Source organism: Bradyrhizobium sp. BR 1433 (assembly GCF_051547665.1).
Taxonomy (GTDB): Bacteria; Pseudomonadota; Alphaproteobacteria; order Rhizobiales; family Xanthobacteraceae; genus Bradyrhizobium; species Bradyrhizobium australafricanum.
This window is the reverse complement of the sequence record NZ_JBPUGG010000001.1, coordinates 7,787,266-7,809,322: the sequence shown is the minus strand read 5'-3', so window position 1 is coordinate 7,809,322 and position 22,057 is coordinate 7,787,266. Positions and strand designations below refer to the sequence as shown.

Here is a 22,057-nt window from a genome sequence, read left to right as displayed (position 1 = left end):
GAAGCCTTTGCGCGGGGATGACGTCAACTCGCCGTCCGCTCGAACAGCTGCCGGATCAACGTCGTGATGCGGCCCTGCGGCGCCAGCATCTGGTTCATGATGGAGAAATGATCGGCGCCGGCGATCTCCTCATAGGTCACCGGCAGGCCGTAGCGGGCGCGATGGCCGGCGAAATCGGCGGTCTGCTTGCGCAGCAGCGGCAATTCGGCGCTGCCGACCACCAGTGACAGCGGCTTTGCCGTGCCGCCCTCTTGCATCATCGGCGAGTTGCGCCGCGACGCCGCTTCGTCGAGCCTCAGCTTTTCGTTGAGGTAGGAATGCCTGATCGGCTCGAGGCCGTAGATTCCTGAGATCGCCATGCCGGCCCGGACATGGGCGTTCGACAGCGCCATCGATGTCAAATGTCCGCCGGCCGACCAGCCCGACACCACGATAGCATCGGCAGCGGCCCCGAGCGCGGGCAACTGCCCGGCCAGATAATCGATGCCCGTGTGGATCTCGGCGACGATGTCATCGAGCGTCGCATCCGGCGCCAGCGTATAGCCGATCAGCGCGACATTGATGCCGTGGGCCATCGGCCCCGCGGCGAAGATCGTGAACACTTCCTTGGCACGGGTCTGCCAATAGCCGCCGTGGATGAACAATAACGTCGGCGCGCCGTCGCGGGCTTTCAGGAAGTCGATCCGGTTGCGCTCGCGCGGGCCGTATCTGAGGTCGAGATGGCCGGCGTGCTTTTGCCGCAGCGCTGCCGAGCGCTGCTCCCAGCCGGCGGCGATCTCGGCGCTGCCCTTGACCGCAACGCCGTTGTTCAAACCGAGATCGCGCTCCTGCTGGCTCATCGCGCGCCAGTCCAGCGCGGAAAACAACGCTGCCATCCCTGCCCCTTCCGTTCACGTCGCATTGCCACGACGGCAAAAAGTGTTCTACAGCACAAGCAAACAGAAGGCATAGGAGCAACGGCGCATGGCTGATCAGGGCTTGGTGAAGGAAACGGCGTGTGCCGTCGTCGAGAAGCTGAAGGCCGGTGACGTCACGCCGCTCGATCTGCTCGACGTGCTGGAGACGCGCATCGCCGAGGTGGACGGCAAGGTCAACGCACTGCCGACGCTCTGCTTCGACCGCGCCCGCACCCACGCCAAGTCCCTGATGCAGAAACCGGTCAGCGAGCGCGGCCTGCTCGCGGGCCTTCCGGTTCCGATCAAGGACCTCACCGCCGTCTCCGGCGTGCTGACCACGCTGGGCTCGCCGATCTTCAAGGACAACGTCCCGGCGAAGTCGGACATCCTGGTCGAGCGGCTCGAAGAGAATGGCGGCGTGATCTACGCCAAGTCGAACACGCCGGAATTCGGCGCCGGCGCCAACACCTTCAACGAGGTGTTCGGCCCGACCCGCAATCCCTGGGACACATCGCGCTCGGCCGCCGGCTCCTCCGGCGGCGCCGCGGCGGCACTTGCGAGCGGCACCGCGTGGCTGGCGCACGGCTCCGACATGGGCGGCAGCCTGCGCAATCCGGCGAGCTTCTGCGGCATCGTCGGCCTCCGGCCGTCGATCGGCCGCGTCGCGCAGACGCCGAAATTCGGCGTCGACCGCACGCTCGGCCAGCAGGGACCGATGGCACGCAATGTCGAGGACCTCGCGCTGCTGCTCGACGCGATGAGCGGCGAGCATGCCGCCGATCCGCTGTCGCTGCCCGCACTGCCGACGTCGTTCCTGTCGGCGGCGCGGTCAGGCAGCAGGCCGAAGCGCATCGCCTATTCGCCCGATCTCGGCATCACGCCGGTCGATCCCGAGGTCAAGGCCGTGACCCGCAAGGCGGCGGAGCGGTTCGCGGCAGCCGGTGCGATCGTCGAGGAGGCGCACCCCAATTTCAGCGAAGCCCATGAATGCTTCCACGTGCTGCGCGCGTTCGATTTCGCAATCAGCAAGGCCGAACTGCTGCGCACCAAACGCGATCTGCTGAAGCCCGAGGTGATCTGGAACATCGAGGAAGGGTTGAAGCTCACGGTCGAGAAGCTCGAACGCGCCGAGGGCGCAGCGCGTCGCGATGACGGCGCGTGCGCTCGAATTCTTCGACAAGTACGACCTGCTGCTGGCGCCCGCGACCATCGTGGCGCCGTTTCCGGTCGAGAACCGCTATGTCGCCGAGTGCGACGGCAAGAAGTTCGACAATTACGTCGAATGGCTCGGCATCGTCTACGCGATCACGCTGGCCTGCTGCCCGGCGCTGTCGCTGCCCTGCGGCTTCACCGCCTCGGGCCTGCCGGTCGGCCTGCAGATGGTCGCAAAGCCGCGCGCCGAGGCGCAGCTTCTGGCCGGCGCGAAAGTGCTGGAGGACATTCTGGGCGTGCGCGGCACCACCCCGATCGATCCGCGGCCGCCGCAATCCTGACCCTTATGGTGGAGAGGCGGGCGATACCCTCCACTTCGTCATTGCGAGCGAAGCGAAGCGATCTGTCACCGAGCGCGCAGAACGATGGATTGCTTCGTCGCTTCAGCGCAAAATTGCTCTGCAATTTTGTCGCGAGCTCCTCGCAATGACGGGGCTATCTATCTCTATGGCACGAAGGGATAGGCTGCAGACGATCTGCCCTACGCCTTATCCTCCGTCGCCTGCAGCGCCACGGTGAGTGCTGCCTTGGTCTGCTCGACGATTTCGTCCAGCAACTCCTCGCGGCTGATCTGCGCGGACTCGCCGGTCAGCAGGCCCTGCTCGGCGAGCATCACGATGCCGTGCAGCCCGGCCCAGATCTTCAGCGCCTGCCGCTCGCGCAATAGCCCGACCGCCGGCGCCTCGAACAACTCGATCAGCAGTGCCAGCGTTTCCATCGCCGCGGTGTGCAGCTCGCTGCCCTTGGGCGCGCAGGCCATGGTGCGCGACGCGAACATCAGCCGGTAGATGCCGTGGCGCTCGAGCCCGAAGGCGAGCGCGGCCTGGGCAAAGCGCGACAGCTTCGAGCCCTTGCCGGACTGCTCGATCGCCTCGCGCATGACCACGTTGAACTGCCGGAACGCTTCCGCGGTCACCGCCTCCAGCAGCGCCTCGCGGTCGGCGAAATGCCGGTACGGCGCCGGCTGCGAGACGCCGAGCTGCTTGGCCAGCGCCTTGATGCTGATCGCCTCGGGACCACCGAGTTCGACCTCGCGTAACGCGGCCTGGATCAGGGCTTCGCGGAGGTCGCCATGGTGGTAGGTTTTGAACGGCTTACGAACGATTTGTCCCATTGCGGCAATGATCGCTGAATTTTCGCTTGACGCGCAAGCGCGACGATAATGTAATATACTATAACTTGGTGATCCGGTTAAGAGGCCGGCCGCCAAGCAAGCCAAGAGCTTGCCTAAACAAGAACTTGCCTAAACAAGGCTTGCATAAACCGGAATGAGGAACCCGGCGCAACCCACAATGCGCCAGAGCCGAGGGAGGTGCTTGCATGTCCAAGCTCAAAATCCGCGTCGACCAGGACAAGTGCCAGGGTCACGCCCGCTGCAAATCACTCGCCCCGAACTGTTCGAGCTCGACGAATACGGCAATGCCCATGAGGTCGGCGACGGGACCGTCCCGGCCGGGCTCGAGGACAAGGCCTGGCTCGCGCAGACCAATTGCCCGGAAATCGCGATCGAAGTCACCGAGGAATGACGGCCAGCCGGGGACGGCCGTGCGCCGCCCGTTGAGCCAACCAGCGTTTGATCGAACGAGAAGGAAACGAGCTGATGTCCGATTCCCCGTCCGCAAGCTATCTGCCCGAACATCCCCCGGTCTCCGACTGGGTCCATGATTTCGACCATACCGATCCGGTCTGGACCGACGACCCGTTCCCGATCTGGGAGACGCTGCGCGCGGCTTCGCCCGTCGTGCATACCGAGCGCTTCCTCGGCTGCTACATGCCGACCACCTATCAGGCGGTGAAGGAGATCGCCTACGACACCGAGCACTTCTCCTCGCGCCGCGTCATCGTGCGCGACATCCGCCCCGAGATCACCGCTCGCGCGCCGCCGATCACCTCCGATCCGCCGGAGCACAAGCCCGCCAAGCAGGTGCTGCTGCCGCCGTTCACGCCGGACGCGATGAAGCGGCTGGAGCCGCGGGTGCGCGCGATCTGCAACGAGCTGATCGACGAATTCATCGCCGATGGCCATTGCGACGCCGCCGCGCGCTACACCAAGCACATCCCGGTGCGCGCCATCGCTCACATGCTGGGAATTCCCGAGAAGGACGGCGATCTCTTCATCAAATGGATCCACCAGATCCTCGAGCTCGGCATCAAGAACGAAGACGAGCTGATGAACGGCGTGCGCGAGATGACCGGCTACTTCGTGGCCCATCTCGAGCAGCGCAAGCTTGAGCCGGGCGACGATCTGATCTCGCAGCTGCTGCGGGCAAAGGGCCCCGGCGGCCAGCCGCTCACCGACGAGCATGTGCTCGGCTCGCTGCGGCTGCTTCTGATCGCCGGCATCGACACCACCTGGAGCGCGATCGGCTCCTCGCTCTGGCACCTCGCCAAAACGCCGGCCGATCGCGAGCGCCTGATCGCGGAGCCGGCACTGATCCCGACCGCGATCGAGGAATTCCTGCGCGCGTATTCGCCGGTGACGATGGCGCGCGAGGTGATGAAGGAGACCACGATCTCCGGCTGCCCTGTGAAGGCAGGCAACATGGTGCTGCTGTCCTTCCCCGCCGCCAATCGCGATCCCGCCATGTTCCCCGATGCGGACAAGGTGGTGATCGACCGCAAGGAGAACCGCCACGCCGCCTTCGGCCTCGGCATCCACCGCTGCGTCGGTTCCAACCTTGCGCGGATGGAGATGCAGGTCGCGATCGAGGAATGGCTGAAGCGGATCCCGGATTTCCGGCTCGATCCGGCCGGCAAGGTCACCTGGTCGGAAGGCACGGTGCGCGGCCCGCGTCAACTGCCTGTTCTGTTCGGCAACAACGCCTGAGGAACCGGACAGCGGTTACATCACGTCACCCAATGAGGTAGCTTGCCCGGAATCGAACCGACGAGTCCGGGAGCAATGCAATGTCCGAACAAACCGCTCAGCCCGCGAGCGATCATCTCGACATCCACGACGTCGAGCGGCGGGTGAAGGCGATCTTCATCGGCTCGGTCGGCAATCTCGTCGAGTGGTACGATTTCTACGCCTACACGGCGTTTGCGCTGTATTTCGCGCCGGCGTTCTTCCCGCACAGCGACCCGGTGGTGCAGCAGCTCAATGCCGCCGTGCTGTTCGCCGCGACCTTCCTGATGCGTCCGCTCGGCGGCTGGCTGTTCGGCTTCATCGCCGACCGCTATGGCCGCCGGCTGTCGTTGACGCTCTCGGTGGTCTGCATGTGCTTCGGCTCGCTGATCATCGCGGTGACGCCGACCTATGCCTCGATCGGGATCGCGGCCCCGGCGATCCTGGCGCTGGCCCGCGTGATCGAGGGCCTGAGCCTCGGCGGCGAATATGGCGCCAGCGCCACCTATCTCAGCGAGGTCGCCGATCCCAAGCACCGCGGCTTCTATTCCAGTTTCCAGTACGTCACGCTGATCGGCGGTCAGCTCACCGCGATCATCGTGCTGCTGTTGCTGCAAAAGGTGTTTTTGACGCCGGACGAGCTGAAGGCCTGGGGCTGGCGAATTCCGTTCGTGATCGGCGCCATGCTCGCGATCGTCGCGGCGGTGATGCGCCGCAGCCTGCATGAGACCGAGGCCTTCGAGGAGGCCAAGAAGGTTTCCAAGCCGACCGGCTCGATCGTCGGCCTGTTGAACTATCCGCGCGAATTGCTGCTGGTGGTCGGCCTCACCGCCGGCGGCACCGCGGCGTTCTATACCTTCACCACCTACATGCAGACCTTCGTGAAGCTGTCGGTCGGCCTCACCGAGGACCAGACCACCTTCGTGATCTTCGGCTCGCTGATCTTCGCGACCATTCTGCAACCGATCTATGGCGGGCTCTCCGATAAAATCGGCCGCAAGCCGCTGCTGATCTTCTTCGGCATCGCCGGCACGCTCGGCACGATCCCGATCCTGACCGCGCTGAAGGATACCAAGTCGCCGTTCGTGGCCTTCCTTCTGATCTGCGGCGCCTGGATCTTCGTCGCCGGCTACACCTCTATCAACGCGATCGTGAAGGCCGAGCTGTTTCCGACCAATGTCCGCGCGCTCGGCGTCGGCCTGCCCTACGCCATCACGGTGTCGATCTTCGGCGGCACCGCGCCGGCGGTCGCGCTCTATTTCAAGAGCATCGGGCATGAGGACTGGTTCTACTACTATCTCAGCGGCATGATTTTCCTGTCGCTGCTGATCTACTCGACGATGCGCGATACCAAGCGCGACTCCGCGATGCATCGCCACGAATGATCGCACGACGCCATGACCGACGATAACGAACCGCCCGAGAGCAAGCTGACGCGCAGCAAGCAGCGCTGGGCACGCGAAGGCAAATTCCTCACCGGCAAGGTCACCCGGCCGGAGGAGCAGCGCCTGCCGCCGGGCCAGCATCTGACGGCGGATTGGCCGGTGCTCGATCTCGGGCTGATGCCGAACATCTCCCAGGAGCGCTGGCGGCTCGACGTCTACGGCGCGGTCGAGCAGACCATCTACTGGACCTGGCAGCAGTTCATGGCGCAGCCGCAAACGCAATTCGTCTCCGACATTCACTGCGTCACGACCTGGTCGCGCTACGACAACCAGTGGGAAGGGCTCGCCACAAGCGACCTGCTCGCCGCCTGCCAGCCGCGCGAGGATGCGCGGTTCGTGGCACTGCATTCGTATGACGGCTATACGACAAACCTGCCGATCGAGGACTTCGCCGCCGAGGACGCGCTGCTCGCCCATAGCTGGTCGGGCAAGCCGCTGGAGCAGGAGCATGGCGGCCCGGTGCGGCTCGTGGTGCCGCACCTCTATTTCTGGAAGAGCGCGAAGTGGCTGCAGCGCATCGAATTCCTCACCGAGGACGCGCCCGGCTTCTGGGAGGTCCGTGGCTATCACAATCGCGGTGATCCCTGGGCCGAACAGCGCTATTCTGGCGACTGACACACCAACAGAATGATGGAGCCTGCCCGTGCCGCACGAACGCTTTCAATTCACCGGTGTTGGCGGCCATCAGCTTGCTGCCGCACTTGATACGCCCGACGGGCCGATCAAGGCCTATGCGCTGTTCGCGCACTGCTTCACCTGCGGCAAGGACGTGTTGGCCGCGAAGCGCATCGCGGTCGCGCTCGCGGCCAAGGGCATCGCCACGCTGCGCTTCGACTTCACCGGTCTGGGCTCCAGCGAGGGCGAGTTCGCCAACTCGACCTTCTCGTCGAACGTCGCCGATCTGGTCCGCGCCGCCGACCATTTGCGCGCGACGCACAAGGCACCCGCGATCCTGATCGGCCACAGCCTCGGCGGCGCCGCGATCCTCGCCGCCGCGGGTCAAATCCCCGAGGCCAAGGCGGTCGCGACCATCGCCGCGCCGTCCGATCCCGTCCATGTCACGCATTTCTTCAGGGACCGGATCGAGGACATCCGCACCCAGGGCGAAGGCGAAGTCTCGCTCGCGGGCCGCCCGTTCCGCATCAAGCGCGAATTCCTCGACGACGTCGCCGAGCAGAATTTGATGGCGCAGGTGAAGCAGCTGCACAAGGCGCTGCTGATCATGCATTCGCCGACCGACGACACCGTCGGCATCGACAACGCCACGCATATCTTCAGCGCCGCCAGGCACCCCAAGAGCTTCGTCTCGCTGGCCGGCGCCGATCATCTGTTGAGTGGCAAGCAGGATGCCGCCTACGTCGCCGACGTGATCGGCGCCTGGGCCGAACGCTACATCGATATCGCGCCGCAGCCGGCGGCAGATACCGGCACTGCCCCGCGCAACGTCGTGGTGCAGGAGACCCGCGCCGGCAAGTTTCAGCAGATTGTCACGGCAGGCCCGCATCGCATGCTGGCCGACGAGCCGGTCGCGGTCGGCGGCCAGGATTCCGGCCCCGGGCCGTACGACTTCGTGCTGGCCGGGTTAGGTGCCTGCACCTCGATGACGATGCGGATGTATGCCGACCGCAAATCGCTGCCGCTCGATCGCGTCACCGTGACGCTGACGCACAGCAAGATCTATGCGAAGGATTGCGAGGAGTGCGAGACCCGCGAGGGCATGCTCGACCAGATCGATCGCGTCATCAGGATCGAGGGCGAACTCGATGCCGACCAGCGCAAGCGGCTGATGGAGATCGCCGACAAGTGCCCGGTACACAAGACGCTGACGTCGGAGGTGCGGATCGTCACCAAGGCCGCGGAATAAGCCTGCGACGCAGCGAGACGGTCCGAGCCGTAACAGCATGTCAGCGGCATCGGCCCTCGCGCCTGCGGGCCTCGCAGGGGTGCGTTGAAAAATATCGAAAACAACCCCATGCAAAGGTGCCGGCGTCCGACAAGGCGACTTGACACGTCGGGCGACCCAGGAATATATTTCCAATATTCCGAAATTGCGCAAGCGCCCCTCTACCCACGCGCAGCGCGCTTCCCCGTCAGGCAGTTCGCCATGATCCGCACCGCGGCGCCGATCTCGCTCTCGCGCCAGGCGGCGAAGCCGAGCAACAGGCCGTGGTCGCGCGGCCGCTCCAGCGCGAGGCTCGACAGTGCGCGCACCTCGACGCCGGCGGCGACCAGCCGTGCCACGGCGTTCCGGTCCGCGGTGCCATCCTTGAAGCGGGCAATCAGCTGCATGCCGCCCGGCGGCACCTCGGCGGTGAGCACCTCGCCGAGCTGCCGCGCCAGCGCCGCCGCGAGGTGGTCGCGGCGCGCGCGATAGATCCGCCGCATCCGCCTGACATGCGCCAGGAAATACCCGTCGGCCATGAAGCCGGCCAGCGCCTCCTGGACATGCACGGAGGCGATCAGCCCGAGATGGCGTTGCGCGATCTCCATCGTCCGCGCCAGTGATGGCGGCACCACCAGATAGCCGATGCGGATATCGGCGGTCATCGCCTTGGCGAAGGTGCCGAGATAGAGCACGCGTCCCTCGCGATCGAGCCCCTGCAGCGCCGGCATCGGGCGGCTGTCATAGTGAAACTCGCCGTCGTAATCGTCCTCGACGATCCAGGTCTTGCCGGGCTCGGCAGAAGCCAACAGCTCGGTGCGGCGCGCGACCGGCATCACGCGCCCTGTGGGGTGCTGATGTGACGGCGTCGCGAAGATGAGCTTCGGCGCGCGCGTCGCGCGCATCCGCATCATGCCCCATTGATCGAGCCTGGCACCGACGACGTTTGCACCGGCGGCACGAAACGCCGCCGCCGCACCGGGATAGCCGGGATCCTCGGTCCAGACCGCATCGCCGGCGACGATGGCGGTCGCGGCGATCAACGTCAGCGCCGCCTGCGCCGTCGGCAGCATCAGGATCTGATCGGCCTCGGCGCGCACGCCGCGGCTGACTTCGAGATAATCGCGCAAGGCTTCGCGCAGGCTCGGCCGGTTGACCACGGTCTGGTCATTGAAGCGGCGGCGCAATGCGCTGCGACGCAGGCAGCGCGCCCAGATCTCGTGCGGAAACTCCCGTGCATCCGCAAGCCCGGGACGCAGCGGCCGGAAATCGGCCTGGTAGGACAGCGGCCAATCCGTATCGGAGAGCTGCAACGCCCAGGGCGACAGCAGCGGCTTGCGGGCGGCATCACGGCGTGGCGCGGGCAGAGCCTTGGCGAAGCGCGCCTCGATATCGTCGGTCACAACCGGCCGCCGCCGCGCCGCGACCCGCAGATACCCTTCGGCGACGAGCTGCTCATAGGCATGCGTCACGGTGTTGCGCGCCACGTCGAGCTCGGCCGCAAGGCTGCGGCTCGATGGCAGCATGGCGCCGCTCCTGATCCGGCCGCTCGCCATCAGCGCGCGCAGCTGTTGCGTCAGCTGCGCGGCCAGCCCGGCATCGTCCGATCGCTTCAGCGCGAGCAATTCGGCGAGGATCAATCTGGCTCCCTCGTTCTACAAAATCTGGCTCTTTGGATAGAGCCAGCATGATCCTATTCACAAGCGGTATCGCCTGCAAGGATTCTGCCGTGAACCAGTCCCTCTCCCCCGCCAGGGCCGCCGCCCTGTTCATCGTCGTGGTGCTGGCCTGGGGTATCAACTGGTCGGTCACGAAATCGCTGGTCGAGGCGGTGCCGCCGCTGTGGACCGCCTCGATCCGCAGCTGGGTCGCCCTGATCGCCCTGCTGGTGATCCTGCGCGCCAGCGGCAATCTGATCATTCCGCGGATCGCCGATGTCCCGGTCGTGCTCAGCGTGGCGCTGCTGCACATGACGTTCTTCTCGACGCTGGTCGCCGCCGGCCTGCGCTATCTGCCGGCCAGCAAGGGCGTCGTGCTCGGCTACACCACGCCGCTCTGGGTCGCACTCGCCGCCGGCGCCGCACGGACGGAACGGCTCGGGACATTGAAGCTGATTGGCGTCGCCTCCGGCCTCGCCGGCCTCTGCGTGATCCTCAACCCGGCGTCGCTGGACTGGAGCAATCTGCATGTCCTCGCCGGCGCCGGCATGATCATCATCGCCGCAATCTGCTGGGCCGCGAACATCATCTATATCCGCTCGCACCGCTGGATCGCGACGCCGCTGCAATTGCTGCTGTGGCAGGTGCTGGTCGCGACGCTGGTGCTAACGATGTCGGCGCTCGTCACCGAAGGCGTGCCCGAGGTGAAATGGTCGCCACACCTCCTGCTGCTGTTCCTCTATTCCGGCTTCATCGGTACGGCGTTGGCCTATTGGGCGATGTCCATGGTCAACAAGAGCCTGCCGGCACTGACCACCTCGCTCGGCACCACGGCGACGCCGATCGTCGGTATCGTGACCGCAGCCCTCTTGCTCGGCGAGCCGATCGATCTCTCGCTGGCGATTGCCGCGGCCCTGATCGTCGGTGGGATCGCGCTGAGCTCGCTCGCGGATGCGCCATTACGTGTAATTAGGGCCTGTGCTCATAAATTCGTCACGTCCGCTTCGGTCTCGGAAGCTGACGTCGAAACCGACGCGCTGCATGTCGGCCTTGGGCCCAGGCTGTGTGAGAACCCTGTTTTCAATTGGCGGGCGAGATGTTCCCGCACCGGTTTCGTAGCTCGTCTGGGCTGCCAATGAGCTGCCAGAAGGTTCTAAGCGCTGAGGCGCCGGTACAATGTCGGGTTACGTCTGCATCGCTTCCAGCAGTGTGGCGCAGCCCAGAATCGCTATTACGCGTTTCATGTTGTAGGCGAGCACATTAAGCGCCATTTCGGTCGCAACCTTGTGTCGTCGTCGCATCAGGAAGTGCGTCGCACCCATCCAGGCCTTGATGGTCCCGAACGGATGCTCCGCCGTCTGCCGGCGTAAGGTCATCTTGTTGGGGTCTTGGTCAAGTCGCTGCTGAACCTTCTCCAGCACAGCTTCGTGCTCCCAGCGCGTGATACGCCGTTCGGGGCCGGTCGTGCACTGAGCCTTGAGCGCGCAGATGCGGCAAGCAGTCGTCCAGTAACGGCGGAGTATCTTGCCATCCTCCTCGACGGTGAAGCGATACGTCAGCCGTTCACCAGCAGGACAGCGGTAGATGTCTTCGGTCGCGGCATAGATGAAGTCTTGCTTGCCGAAACGGCCTGCAGCTTTCGCACCTGAGGTCATCGGTTTCGGCAGTGTGACCGTGATGCCAGCCTCCTCGCAGGCGCGAATCTCTTCGCTGTCGTAGTAGCCGCGATCAGCAACGGCATCGAGTGTCTCGACAGCCATCTCGGCACGCGCCTGCCCGGTCATGTTGGCGAGCTGGTGGCGATCGCTGCCCACATTGGTCACCTCGTGAGCCACGATGAGATGATGCTGCGTATCAACTGCAATCTGCACGTTGTAGCCAACGATGCCAGTATCCTTGCCACTTGTCGCCATCGAGCGAGCGTCAGGATCGGAGAGCGAGATCTGCTTGTCTTCACTCTTCATCATCTCTGCGTTGATCGCGTTGAGCCGGACGATTTCCTCCTTGAGCTTCTCGATCTTGCCCTTCAACCGCTCAACCTTCACCTCCGGCACCGCATCGCCATGCCGATCGGCGGTCTCCAGTTGAGAGAGATAGCGGGCGATGCTCTCATCGATCCGCTCAAGACGCCTCTTCATCTTGGCCTCGGTGAAGTTCTTGTCCCGGGCATTGATAGCCTTGAACTTCGATCCATCAATGGCGACGCTCGCGGCACTGAACAGATCAAGCTTGCGGCACAGCGCGACGAACTCGCGACAGACCTGACGGATGGCCTTGCCATTGTCCTTGCGGAAATCCGCGATGGTCTTGAAGTCCGGTGCTAGCTGCCCCGTCAACCAGATCAACTCGATGTTGCGCTGGCATTCCCGCTCGAGGCGCCGGCTCGACGGAATCCGATTAAGGTAGCCGTAGATATAGAGCTTGAGCATAGTGCCGGGATGATAACTGGGGCGGCCGGTGTCGAGTGGCTGGACACCTGCAAACCCGACCTTGCGGAGATCGAGACCGTCAACGAACACGTCGACCGCTCGCACCGGATTATCCTCGGTCACATAATCGTCGAGCGATGCCGGAAAAAGTGTGCTCTGCCCGCGATCCAACCCTTCGACGAAGCGCTTCATCTGATCCCCCGCAAGTCGTCGGAGAATCTTATCGCGCGAATCACTTCAAACAGAAGGTTTTCACGGTTTTCACACAGCCTGGGCCAAAAGGAGACATCCGGTCGTCGCCCGATCATGGGAGTTGGAACGCCTTTTTGAAGATTGCCTTGACGGCTTGCTTGGCTTCACGGGTAGCGACCGGATCGTGGCCGATGTGCACGCCGTGCACGACGCACGTGTCCGTATAGGCGAATGGCCGCTTGGTGTCGGTGTTAATGAGCAGCCCATCGGCATCCTCTTCGATCAAGCAATTGCGCACACTCTGGTATCCAGGCAGCATCGCTGCAGGCTGCGCACCGCGCGGGTTGTCGAATGCGTGCGAGGCGTTTGGATACTCGGTCAGTTGGACATCTGCGCCAGCGGCTCGCAGCCGCTCGACGTACGCCTTACAAGCGGCAATCGGGTTGTAGTTATCCGGCGTACCGCCGAAGATGCGGATGGGTCGACCGACGACATCGGTATCGGACAGGAATTTCGTCGCGCAATCCGGGTAGAACGAAACGTAGGCCGCAAGCTCTACGCCTGACCTATTCCACAGCCGATGAAAGCGCTTGAGGCTCGCATAGAGGCTGGCCTGGCCCCCACGCGAAAAGCCCATCAGCGCGATGCGTGCCGGATCGACTTTCGGATGTTTCGCCAGCACCTCGAGGGCACGATAGATGTCGAGTATGAAATTGAGGCGGCCGAGCAGGGCTTGATTGGTGTTTACCTCGATGAGCCCACGTCCAGTGAAGCCGTCGAGCGCAAATGTCGAAACGCCGATCTTGTTGAGCTCCCTGACCCACATCTCGACGTTAGGCGCCATACCGGCGGAACCATGCTGCAGGACCACGACCGGCAACTGACCAGAGTTCGTCGCGAGCCGGAGCTGTCCAGAAGTCGTCGTTGCCTTCCCGACGGCCTCACCGCGCAAAAATTGCGTATCCGATAGCGTCAAGGTGTCAATCGAATGCAGTTCGGTGCGTGCAGCCATATCCGGCAAGATGGGCTCGATATTCGCCTCGTCTGCCGACGGCACGGCTGCTTGTCTCCGCTCCACGCGCTCGTCGCTCATGACGCCCCCCGCCCGGGAAATCCGATACCACATGTAGCAGAAAAATGGCTCGACGTTTGCCGAATGTCCGAGCTGGGTCATAAGCCGCCGATAACTACCGAACCGGGCAACTTCCGCTTTATGACGGGAAGCCGACGGTTATGAGTACACGCCTAGGCCGTCGCAAGCGGCCTGACCCGCAAGCTCCCGCGCAGGCCGGCGCCGGTGCCGAGCATGATGCCGGCGATCGCGATGAGGGACGACAGCGAGAGCGTCGACAGCCCAGTCAGCCCCTGCCCGACCGAGCAACCGAACGCCATCACGCCGCCCGCGCCCATCAACGCGGCGCCGCTCGCCGAGCGCAGCATATGCTGCGGCGACCGGTAGCCTTCGAGCTGGAAGCGCCCGGTGGCGATGGCCGTGATCAGGCTGCCGGCGAACACGCCGAACACGGTGACGATGCCGAAATTGAGCGTCGAGCCGGTCGACAGCATGACGTATTGCAGGGCGTTGGCGATCGGCGCGATGAAGGTCAGCGACGTCACCGGCACCGGATTGAAATCATCGGCGCCGAGATAGCCGGTCGCGTACCAGCCCCCCGCCACCAGCAGGCCGACGATCAGGCCGGCCGCGATCTGGCCCGGCGACTTGCGGAATGGCGCATGGGCAAAGGCGAAAATAATCAAGACGGCTGCGAGAACCGAGGCCGCCACCATCCGCGCCGGCACCGCGCCGAGCCCGATGTCCGCCAATAGCGCCGGCACCGAATTGGCTGACACTGTGGCCTGTGACGCCTGCACCATCGCGATTCGCGCCGGGGCGATCAGGCCCTTCAGCGTCATCTCGGCGAAAATGCCGAGCACGATCACGACCACGAAGGAGCGCAGATTGCCGCGCCCGAGCAGCACCAGCGCCCGCGAGCCGCAGCCATTAGACAGCACCATGCCGTAGCCGAACAGGAGCCCGCCGAGGAACATCACCGGCGCCGAGAAGGACGGTTGCAGATAGATCGACTTGCCGAGATCGACGAGGCCTGCCGCCGCCAACAGCTGCGAGGCCGCGATCGCGACGCCCATCGCCAGCGCATAGGTGCGCGCCAGGCGGCCGTCGCCCTCCGCCCACCAGCCGCGCAGGCCGCTCATCATGCAGAAGCCGCTGAGCAGCCCGACCGAGCCATAGATGAGGCCGATGGTCAGGGCGGCAATGATGACGATCGTGGCGGGGTCCATAATAGTCCTTCAATTACGTTCGTCATTGCGAGCGACACGAAGCAATCCATACTATCACGCTGGAGAGAATGGATCGCTTCGTCGCTTCGCTCCTCGCAATGACGGTGAACTAGGGTCGCAAAATCACGCGGTCGCGCGACGAGCCTGCCACGGCAACAAACGCCGCCTTGGCCTGTTCCAGCGGGTAGATCGCGCTCGGCTTGATCGGGAATGGCTTCAGATGTCCGCCGGCAAAGCCCGGCGCGAGCTCGCGCAACACCTCGCCGGTCGCAACCGACGACAGCGCAAGCGTATCGATGCCGACATAGGTGTGCTGGCCGCGGTAGAATTCGAGGATGTTGAACTGCACGATGCGGTCGACCGCCGCGATCAGGATCTGGCGGCCGCGCAGCGCCAGCGACTTGTGCGCGGCCTGGAAGTAGGGATCGCCGACCGTGTTGTAGACGATGTTGGCGCCCTTGCCGCCGGTCAGCTCGCGCACGCGAGCGGCGACGTCGGTGGTCGAGGCGTCGATCACCTCGACCGGCGAATTGCTGTGGCCTTCATAGGGCTCGCTCTTGCGCACCACGCCGATCACGCGCGCGCCGTGCCAGCTCGCGATCTGCACCGCGGCCTGCCCGACCTTGCCGTTGACGCCCATCACGAGCACGGTCTCGCCCGCCTTCGGCAGGCCGGCGCGGCGCAGACCCTCCATCGCGGTGACGAAGGGCACGCCGATCCCGGCGGCTTCGTCCCAGGAAATGCCGGCGGGTTTTTCCACCACGGCATCGCGCTCGACCACCAGATGCGTGGCATGGGTGCCGTCGCGGCGGATGCCGAGGTCGCCGGACGAGCCGAACACCTCACGCCCGATGAATTCAGCGGGACCATCGATTACGACACCGGCGTAGTCGCGGCCCGAGGTACGCGGGAATATGGCATAGGGCATCAGCCCGGTCGCGGCCTTGACGTCGGACGGATTGACCGCCGCCGCCTTCACCTCGATGAGCAGATCGTCCGCCCCGCGCGACAACGCAAGGGTCTCGACCGCTGGCGCCACCGCCGCCGCGTTCTCCGCCTTCGTCAGCAGGCGGACGCAGCGCGCGTCGACAGGATGACGATTTGCTTGCGGGGCCGGCGGCATCAGCGTTCCAGTCTCGGTCATGGAGCGCGCCGCAAGGCACGCGGATGGTGGCGGCCGGATGGCCTCGGGCCATGACTAATCGACTGACCGATCAATTCAAGGGGCTTGTTGCGACAGGCCGAGTTCAGAGCTTCGGCGGCGGGGCCGTGCCCAGGATCGCCTCGATCGACAGGCCGAGCCCAAGCAGCCTGGCGTCGCTGCCGACCGGACCGTCGAGCTCGAGCCCAACCGGCAGGCCATCGGACGTCATGCCGGCATAGAGCGACAGCCCGGGAAGGCCGGCATTGCTGCCGGGATCGGTGTTGCGGATCAAGGTGCCGAAGGTCGGCACCTGCGCGCCGCCATTGACCGACATCTCGCCGGACCCGGTCTTTTCGTCGATCAGCGGCGCGGGCGCGACCGTGGTCGGAAACAGGATGGCGTCCAGCCTGTTGTTCCTGATGTAGGTGGCATAGATCGCCTGCAGCGCCGGCCGCTGCACGTTGATTGCATCATCATAGGCGGCGCCGAACGCGTCCGTAGTGATGGCACCGAATGCGCCGACGACATCAGGACTGGCGACGCCGGCCGCGATGTCGGACAGCGTGATCCCCTCGATCCCTGAAGCGGCAAGCCAGGCCGGGATATCGGCGATCGGTTCGTGCAGCGCGACCACGAAGGACACCTTGCCGTTCTGCTCAAACAGATCGGGCATATCGACATCGACCAACACCGCGCCGGCCGCCGAGAGCCGGGCACAGGCTGCGCGGGCGACGGCTTCGACATCGCGATCGAGGCCGCTCCAGAAACAGGCGGGAATGCCGAGACGCACGCCGCGTAGCGGAACGGTTGACGCCAGCGGCGTGCCTGATATCACGGCATCGAGCAGCACGACATCGGCAACTGTGCGTCCCATCGGGCCGACGGTGTCGCGGGTATGGCTGATCGGAACCACCTGGTTGTCATCGTGATAACGCCGCTCGGCGCCGCCATCGCCGACTGAAGGCCGAAGGCCCACGGTCCCGGTCAACGCCGCGGGCACGCGGGTCGAGCCGCCGGTGTCCGATCCGAGGCCGCAGGTGGCGATGCGCGCGGCGATCGCCGCCGACGTTCCGCCGGACGACCCGCCCGGGATCCGGCTGGTGTCGTACGGATTCCGCACCGGTCCTGCGAACGGCGCGAGATTGGTGCTGGTGATACCGAAAGCGAGCTCGTGCAAATTGGTCTTGCCGATGACGACAGCGCCCGCATCGAGCAGCTTTTGTAGCGACGGCGCGTTGCGCGCAGGCCGCGCGTGTTGCAGCGCCGGCGTGCCGCCCGATGTCGGCAGATCTGATGTGTTGATGTTGTCCTTCACGACGATGGGAAGACCGGCCAGCACGCCGGTCCGCGTGCCGGCATCGACCTCGCGCGCCGCGGCCAGCGCACCGTCGCGGTTCAGCACGATGAAGGCGTTGAGGTGCTTGAGCCGCTCCGCACGATCGAGCGCGGCCTCGACGACACTGACCGCCGTTACCTTGCCGGCGCGGATATCGGCCAGGATCTCCGCAGCGGTCGTTTCATTGGTATCGGCCATACCCTGCGCCCTGTTGAATTGCAGGGATTAGGCTATTCTTTCGGCCGCTTGTCGTAAACACGTTTCGCCTTGCCGAGCGAACGCTCCAGCGTCTCGGGCGCAACGACGCGGACGCGGGTGGAGATGCCGATCGTGTTCTTGATGAAGGCAGAGACCTTCTCGGCGTGTGCAGTCAGCCCCTCGCCGTCCCAGCTCTCGGGCCGTGCCTCGGCGAGCACCGTCATCTCGTCCATGCGGCCCTCGCGGGTCAGCTCGATGACAAAGTGACCGCCGCACCAGTCGGTCGCCAGCAGCGCTTCCTCGATCTGGGTCGGGAACACGTTGACGCCGCGCAGGATGATCATGTCGTCGGAACGGCCGGTCACCTTCTCCATTCGCCGCATGCCGGGCCGCGCCGTGCCGGGCAACAGCCGCGTCAGGTCGCGGGTGCGGTAGCGGATGATCGGGAAGCCTTCCTTGGTCAGCGAGGTGAACACCAGCTCGCCTTTCTCACCGTCGGGCAGCACCTTGCCGGTCAGGGGATCGATCACCTCCGGATAGAAGTGGTCCTCCCAGATGTGCAGGCCGTCCTTGGTCTCCACGCATTCCTGCGCGACGCCGGGACCGATCACCTCCGACAAGCCATAGATGTCGGTGGCGTCCATGTCGAACGCCTGCTCGATCTCGACGCGCATCGCGTTGGTCCAGGGTTCGGCGCCGAAGATCCCGAACTTCAGCGACGATTTGCGCGGATCGAGGCCCTGCCGCTTGAACTCGTCGAGGATCGCCAGCATGTAGCTCGGCGTCACCGTGATGATGTCGGGCCGGAAGTCGTTGATGAGCTGCACCTGCCGCTCGGTCATGCCACCGGAGATCGGGATCACCGTGCAGCCGAGCCGCTCGGCGCCGTAATGCGCGCCGAGGCCGCCGGTGAACAGGCCATAGCCATAGGCATTGTGCATCAGCATGCCGGTGCGGCCGCCGGCGGCGCGGATCGAGCGCGCCATCACGTCCGCCCAGGTGTCGATATCGGCTTTGGTATAGCCGACCACGATCGGCTTGCCGGTCGTGCCGGAGGACGCATGGACCCGTACCAATTGTTCGCGCGGCACCGCGAACATGTTGAAGGGATAATTGTCGCGCAGATCCGTCTTCACCGTGAACGGAAATTTGGCGAGATCGGGAAGCTGCCTGAAGTCGGACGGCTGCACGCCGGCGGCATCGAACGCCTTCCTGTAGTGCGCGACGTTGTCGTAGGCATGCTCGAGCGACCAGGCCAGCCGCCTGGTCTGCAACGCCATGATCTCGTCGCGCGAGGCGCGTTCGGCCGCATCGAGCTCGGCGTGATAACCGCTATCCCTAACCTTGAGCTTTGCCGTTGCCATCGACGTTTCCCCTGAAGCCTTTATGCCTTGATGTCCGTGTCGGGCAGCCAGCTGCCCGATATCACCCGCGAATGCCCGCGGAATTCGGCGATCACGCTGTCGCCGGCGGTGACGCGCACGTCGTAGATTCCCGAACGGCCGCTGCGCGAGACCTCGCGCGCGGTTGCCACCAGGCGGTCGCCGAGCTTACCCGGCCGGATGAAAGTGACGTTGCCCTGCGCCGCCACCGCGCGATCGTTATGGCTGTTGCAGGCAAAGGCGAAGGCTGAATCGGCCAGCGTGAAGATGTAGCCGCCATGGCAGATGCGCTGGCCGTTGACCATGTGCGGTTGCACCGTCATCGCCATCACCGCCTGCCCCGGCCTGATCTCGACGAGCTCCATGCCGAGGCCCTTGCTGGCGTCGTCCTCCTTCCACATCGCGTCGGCGCAGGCGCGGGCCAGATCTTCCGGCGTCAAGTCCTCGGGCGATAGCGTGGCCTTCACGTTCACATCGAACTCCCTGTGCGCGGGCCCGTTGCGGAGGGCCTCTTGTGCCGAACTTCAATTTCAAGCGCGACGCACGAGGCGTCAACGCTACTTCCGTCATTCCGGGGCGATGCGCAGCAGCGAACCCGGAATCTCGAGATTCCGGGTTCGCTTCGCGACCCGGAATGACGACAATCTCAGACGTGGTCGTAGTCGACCACGACCTTCTCAGAGCACGGCTTGGCCTGACAGGTGAGGATGAACCCCGCCTTCAGCTCCCACGGCTCCAGCGAATAATTCAGGTCCATCGGCGCCTCGCCTTCGACCAGCTTGGCGCGGCAGGTCGAGCACATGCCGCCCTTGCAGGCGAACGGCAGGTCCATGCCGGCGCGCAGCGCGGCGTCGAGGATCGACTCGCCGTCGGCCACCGGGACCTCGCGGCGCTTGCCGTCGATGATCAGCCCGGCAATCGCCTTCGGCGGCGCGCCGGCCGGAACGACGACCTTCGCCCGCGGCTTGCCGCCGAATTCCGACACGAAGCGTTCGACATGGATACGCTCGTCGGCGATGCCGATCTCGCGGCAGGTGGCCTCGATGGTCTCGCTCATCGCGGCCGGACCGCAGACGAAGACGTGATCGACGGTCTCGGCCGGCACCAGCGAGCGCAGCAGCACCCGCACCTTCTCGCCGTCGAGCCGGCCGTGCAGGATCGGAATGTCCTGCTCCTCGCCCGAGATGACGTGGAATACCGAGAGCCGCTGCATGAAGCGGTCCTTCAGCTCCTCCAGCGCCTCGCGGAACATGACGCCTTCGGTCGAACGGTTGCCGTAGAACAGGAAGAAGCGGCTGTCCGGCTCGCGCGCCAGCACGCCCTTGATGATCGAGAGGATCGGCGTGATGCCGCTGCCGGCGGCGAAGCCGACATAGGTCCGCGCCTCGCCCGGCGCGTGGGCGACGCCGAAACGCCCGGTCGGCGTCATCACGTCGAGCTCGTCGCCGGTCTTCAATTCCTCCGCCGCCCAGTTCGAGAACGCGCCGCCGTCGACCTTCTTCACCGCGATGCGCAGCTCGCCATCGTCGGGGCCGGAACAGATCGAATAGGAACGGCGAACCTCCTCGCCGTCCATCGTGGTGCGCAGCGTCAGATACTGGCCCGGCGTAAAACGGTAGTCGCCCTGCAGATCGTCGGGGATCGCAAAAGTCATCGAGATTGCGTCCGACGCCTCGCGGCGCAGATCGCTGACGGACAGGCGGTGGAATCGTGGTGTCGACATGGTCAATGACACTTGAAGTAATCGAAGGGTTCACGGCAGCTCTTGCAACGCCACAGCGCCTTGCAGGAGGTCGAGCCGAATTCGGAGAGCAGCTCGGTATCAACGGAGCTGCATTGCGGGCACGCGACCTGCTGTTCGCCGAACAGCGCGCGGCGCGAGGAGCCCGGCAGCGGCGGCGCGATGCCGTACTCCTTCAGCTTGCGGCGGCCGTCCTCGCTCATCCAGTCGGTGGTCCAGGCCGGCGACAGCACGGTGCGGACCTTCGGCCCATGAATGCCTTCGCGCTCCAGCGCGAGCTCGATCTCCAGCGCGATCATGTTCATCGCGGGACAGCCGGAATAGGTCGGCGTGATCGCGACCACGACGTGACCGTCGCGGACCGCGACATCGCGCAGCACGCCGAGATCGGCGATGGTCAGCACCGGGATTTCGGGATCGACCACCTGCGCGGCCGCGCTCCAGGCGCGCCGGCGCAGATCGGCATCGCTGAGCGCGACGGTCACCATGTTGCCCCCGGAAAGGTCCGCTGCATCGATTGCAGCTCGCTGAGGAGATGGCCGAGATGCTCGCTGTGCCGGCCGCTGCGGCCGCCCTGCTGCATCCAATCGCTCTTCGGCAACGCCAGCGTCGCCTCGTTGACGATGCCGGTGACGGTCTTCAGCCAGCGCGGCTGCAAAGTGGAAGGATCAATCGCAATGCCGGCGGCGATCAGGCCGCGCTCGCCGTCGTCGACCGCGAACATCTCACCGGTATAGGCCCAGAGGTCGTCGATCGCATCCTGCGCGCGGCGGTGGCTCTCCTCGGTGCCGTCGCCGAGCCGGACGATCCATTCCGACGAATGCCTGACATGATAGGCACTCTCCTTCTCCGACTTCGCCGCGATCGCGGCGAGCGTCGGATCGGACGAGGCCATCATCGCGCGCCAGTACAGATCGGCGAATGCCGCATAGAAGAACTGCCGCACCATGGTGCGGGCAAAGTCGCCGTTCGGCTGCTCGACCAGCAGCAGATTGCGATACTGCCTGACGTCGCGCAGATAGGCGAACTTGTCTTCGTCGTTGCCTCGGCCCTCGACCTTGGCCGCGTAGCTGTAGAGCTCACGGGCCTGACCGAGCAGGTCGAGCCCCATATTGGCGAGCGCCATGTCCTCTTCCATGGCGGGCGCGTGGCCGCACCATTCGGACAGCCGATGGCCGAGGATCAGCGCATCGTCGGCGCGGCGCAGCGCGTAGAGCACCAGCGGCGTTTCGGAGACTTCGATGTTGGCGGTCGCCATGTTCTCTATTCCACCTGCATCCACTTGCTCGACGTCATCCTGAGGAGCCTGCGCAGCAGGCGTCCCGAAGGATGGCCGCGGTTACGATCGGGCGTCATGGTTCGAGACGGCGCTGCGCGCCTCCTCACCATGACGGGT

The 22,057-nt window shown here is 65.0% G+C and carries 18 protein-coding genes and 2 pseudogenes; 7 read left to right on the top strand and 13 right to left on the bottom strand.

All coding sequences use genetic code 11. From position 1 onward, the window contains the following. Positions 1 to 23: 23 nt before the first annotated feature. Positions 24 to 875, bottom strand: coding sequence for an alpha/beta hydrolase (locus ACSKB9_RS37545; protein ID WP_438079461.1), 852 nt, complete (start codon positions 873 to 875; stop codon positions 24 to 26). Positions 876 to 963: 88 nt separating this feature from the next. Here ACSKB9_RS37545 and ACSKB9_RS37540 point away from each other — a divergent pair. Continuing rightward, positions 964 to 2,389 (top strand): annotated as a pseudogene (locus ACSKB9_RS37540) (amidase). A 200-nt stretch (positions 2,390 to 2,589) separates the two neighbouring features. On the opposite strand, the gene ACSKB9_RS37535 reads toward ACSKB9_RS37540, so the two are convergent. Next, positions 2,590 to 3,222 carry a TetR/AcrR family transcriptional regulator gene (locus tag ACSKB9_RS37535; RefSeq protein ID WP_438079460.1) on the bottom strand — a complete coding sequence of 211 codons (633 nt, stop codon included), beginning with the start codon at positions 3,220 to 3,222 and terminating at the stop codon, positions 2,590 to 2,592. 206 nt (positions 3,223 to 3,428) lie between these two features. On the opposite strand from ACSKB9_RS37535, the pseudogene ACSKB9_RS37530 reads away from it, so the two are divergent. The 5 genes and pseudogenes from ACSKB9_RS37530 to ACSKB9_RS37510 all read left to right on the top strand — a co-directional run bounded on the left by ACSKB9_RS37530 (position 3,429) and on the right by ACSKB9_RS37510 (position 8,262). Then, positions 3,429 to 3,634 (top strand): annotated as a pseudogene (locus ACSKB9_RS37530) (ferredoxin). Positions 3,635 to 3,708: 74 nt separating this feature from the next. Further along, entirely contained in the window at positions 3,709 to 4,935 is a 1,227-nt protein-coding gene (locus tag ACSKB9_RS37525) for a cytochrome P450 (RefSeq protein WP_141340861.1), read from the top strand. 80 nt (positions 4,936 to 5,015) lie between these two features. Then, positions 5,016 to 6,338 carry an MFS transporter gene (locus ACSKB9_RS37520; RefSeq protein ID WP_092083277.1) on the top strand — a complete coding sequence of 441 codons (1,323 nt, stop codon included), beginning with the start codon at positions 5,016 to 5,018 and terminating at the stop codon, positions 6,336 to 6,338. A 12-nt stretch (positions 6,339 to 6,350) separates the two neighbouring features. Then, the gene (locus ACSKB9_RS37515) at positions 6,351 to 7,013 is read left to right on the top strand and encodes a sulfite oxidase-like oxidoreductase (RefSeq protein ID WP_438079459.1); all 663 of its coding nucleotides are present in this window, start codon (positions 6,351 to 6,353) and stop codon (positions 7,011 to 7,013) included. A 28-nt stretch (positions 7,014 to 7,041) separates the two neighbouring features. Continuing rightward, positions 7,042 to 8,262, top strand: a complete 1,221-nt coding sequence (locus ACSKB9_RS37510) for a bifunctional alpha/beta hydrolase/OsmC family protein (RefSeq protein WP_438079458.1) — start codon at positions 7,042 to 7,044, stop codon at positions 8,260 to 8,262. Positions 8,263 to 8,462: 200 nt separating this feature from the next. Here ACSKB9_RS37510 and ACSKB9_RS37505 read toward each other — a convergent pair whose 3' ends face one another. Next, a complete protein-coding gene (locus ACSKB9_RS37505; RefSeq protein WP_438079457.1) occupies positions 8,463 to 9,920 on the bottom strand; it encodes a PLP-dependent aminotransferase family protein in 1,458 nt (485 codons plus the stop codon). Between the two features lie 89 nt (positions 9,921 to 10,009). Between ACSKB9_RS37505 and ACSKB9_RS37500 the strand changes: the two genes are divergently transcribed. Continuing rightward, positions 10,010 to 11,077 (top strand): DMT family transporter, encoded by a 1,068-nt coding sequence (locus tag ACSKB9_RS37500; protein WP_438079456.1) that lies wholly within the window; start codon positions 10,010 to 10,012, stop codon positions 11,075 to 11,077. A gap of 45 nt (positions 11,078 to 11,122) precedes the next feature. On the opposite strand, the gene ACSKB9_RS37495 is transcribed toward ACSKB9_RS37500, so the two are convergent. The 10 genes from ACSKB9_RS37495 to paaC form a co-directional block, all read right to left on the bottom strand. Continuing rightward, a complete protein-coding gene (locus tag ACSKB9_RS37495; protein WP_438073243.1) occupies positions 11,123 to 12,559 on the bottom strand; it encodes an IS1182 family transposase in 1,437 nt (478 codons plus the stop codon). A 112-nt stretch (positions 12,560 to 12,671) separates the two neighbouring features. Next, a complete protein-coding gene (locus ACSKB9_RS37490; RefSeq protein ID WP_438079455.1) occupies positions 12,672 to 13,652 on the bottom strand; it encodes a dienelactone hydrolase family protein in 981 nt (326 codons plus the stop codon). 152 nt (positions 13,653 to 13,804) lie between these two features. Continuing rightward, the gene (locus tag ACSKB9_RS37485; RefSeq protein WP_438079454.1) at positions 13,805 to 14,860 is read right to left on the bottom strand and encodes a YeeE/YedE family protein; all 1,056 of its coding nucleotides are present in this window, start codon (positions 14,858 to 14,860) and stop codon (positions 13,805 to 13,807) included. A 109-nt stretch (positions 14,861 to 14,969) separates the two neighbouring features. Continuing rightward, positions 14,970 to 16,004: a quinone oxidoreductase family protein gene (locus ACSKB9_RS37480; protein WP_438079453.1), complete on the bottom strand. Its 1,035-nt coding sequence runs from the start codon at positions 16,002 to 16,004 to the stop codon at positions 14,970 to 14,972. 103 nt (positions 16,005 to 16,107) lie between these two features. Beyond that, positions 16,108 to 17,538: an indoleacetamide hydrolase gene (iaaH, locus tag ACSKB9_RS37475; RefSeq protein WP_438079452.1), complete on the bottom strand. Its 1,431-nt coding sequence runs from the start codon at positions 17,536 to 17,538 to the stop codon at positions 16,108 to 16,110. A 32-nt stretch (positions 17,539 to 17,570) separates the two neighbouring features. Continuing rightward, positions 17,571 to 18,902 (bottom strand): phenylacetate--CoA ligase PaaK, encoded by a 1,332-nt coding sequence (gene paaK / locus ACSKB9_RS37470; RefSeq protein WP_438079451.1) that lies wholly within the window; start codon positions 18,900 to 18,902, stop codon positions 17,571 to 17,573. Between the two features lie 20 nt (positions 18,903 to 18,922). Continuing rightward, entirely contained in the window at positions 18,923 to 19,393 is a 471-nt protein-coding gene (paaI, locus tag ACSKB9_RS37465) for a hydroxyphenylacetyl-CoA thioesterase PaaI (protein WP_438079450.1), read from the bottom strand. A 173-nt stretch (positions 19,394 to 19,566) separates the two neighbouring features. Next, complete coding sequence (gene paaE, locus ACSKB9_RS37460) at positions 19,567 to 20,643, bottom strand: 1,2-phenylacetyl-CoA epoxidase subunit PaaE (RefSeq protein WP_057017627.1); 1,077 nt, start codon at positions 20,641 to 20,643, stop codon at positions 19,567 to 19,569. A gap of 2 nt (positions 20,644 to 20,645) precedes the next feature. After that, positions 20,646 to 21,149, bottom strand: a complete 504-nt coding sequence (gene paaD, locus ACSKB9_RS37455) for a 1,2-phenylacetyl-CoA epoxidase subunit PaaD (RefSeq protein ID WP_438079449.1) — start codon at positions 21,147 to 21,149, stop codon at positions 20,646 to 20,648. Beyond that, a complete protein-coding gene (gene paaC, locus ACSKB9_RS37450; RefSeq protein ID WP_438079448.1) occupies positions 21,143 to 21,919 on the bottom strand; it encodes a 1,2-phenylacetyl-CoA epoxidase subunit PaaC in 777 nt (258 codons plus the stop codon). Before paaC ends, paaD begins: the two co-directional genes overlap by 7 nt. Positions 21,920 to 22,057 lie beyond the last annotated feature (138 nt).

Bases quoted from the DNA above. Each gene is read 5' to 3' on its own strand.
- paaC (WP_438079448.1), bottom strand. From the start codon at position 21,919: ATGGCGACCGCCAACATCGAAGTCTCCGAAACGCCGCTGGTGCTCTAC.
- iaaH (WP_438079452.1), bottom strand. From the start codon at position 17,538: ATGGCCGATACCAATGAAACGACCGCTGCGGAGATCCTGGCCGATATC.
- ACSKB9_RS37485 (WP_438079454.1), bottom strand. From the start codon at position 14,860: ATGGACCCCGCCACGATCGTCATCATTGCCGCCCTGACCATCGGCCTC.
- ACSKB9_RS37525 (WP_141340861.1), top strand. From the start codon at position 3,709: ATGTCCGATTCCCCGTCCGCAAGCTATCTGCCCGAACATCCCCCGGTC.
- paaK (WP_438079451.1), bottom strand. From the start codon at position 18,902: ATGGCAACGGCAAAGCTCAAGGTTAGGGATAGCGGTTATCACGCCGAG.
- paaE (WP_057017627.1), bottom strand. From the start codon at position 20,643: ATGTCGACACCACGATTCCACCGCCTGTCCGTCAGCGATCTGCGCCGC.
- ACSKB9_RS37495 (WP_438073243.1), bottom strand. From the start codon at position 12,559: ATGAAGCGCTTCGTCGAAGGGTTGGATCGCGGGCAGAGCACACTTTTT.
- ACSKB9_RS37490 (WP_438079455.1), bottom strand. From the start codon at position 13,652: ATGAGCGACGAGCGCGTGGAGCGGAGACAAGCAGCCGTGCCGTCGGCA.
- ACSKB9_RS37480 (WP_438079453.1), bottom strand. From the start codon at position 16,004: ATGACCGAGACTGGAACGCTGATGCCGCCGGCCCCGCAAGCAAATCGT.
- ACSKB9_RS37545 (WP_438079461.1), bottom strand. From the start codon at position 875: ATGGCAGCGTTGTTTTCCGCGCTGGACTGGCGCGCGATGAGCCAGCAG.
- ACSKB9_RS37535 (WP_438079460.1), bottom strand. From the start codon at position 3,222: ATGGGACAAATCGTTCGTAAGCCGTTCAAAACCTACCACCATGGCGAC.
- ACSKB9_RS37520 (WP_092083277.1), top strand. From the start codon at position 5,016: ATGTCCGAACAAACCGCTCAGCCCGCGAGCGATCATCTCGACATCCAC.
- ACSKB9_RS37515 (WP_438079459.1), top strand. From the start codon at position 6,351: ATGACCGACGATAACGAACCGCCCGAGAGCAAGCTGACGCGCAGCAAG.
- paaD (WP_438079449.1), bottom strand. From the start codon at position 21,149: ATGGTGACCGTCGCGCTCAGCGATGCCGATCTGCGCCGGCGCGCCTGG.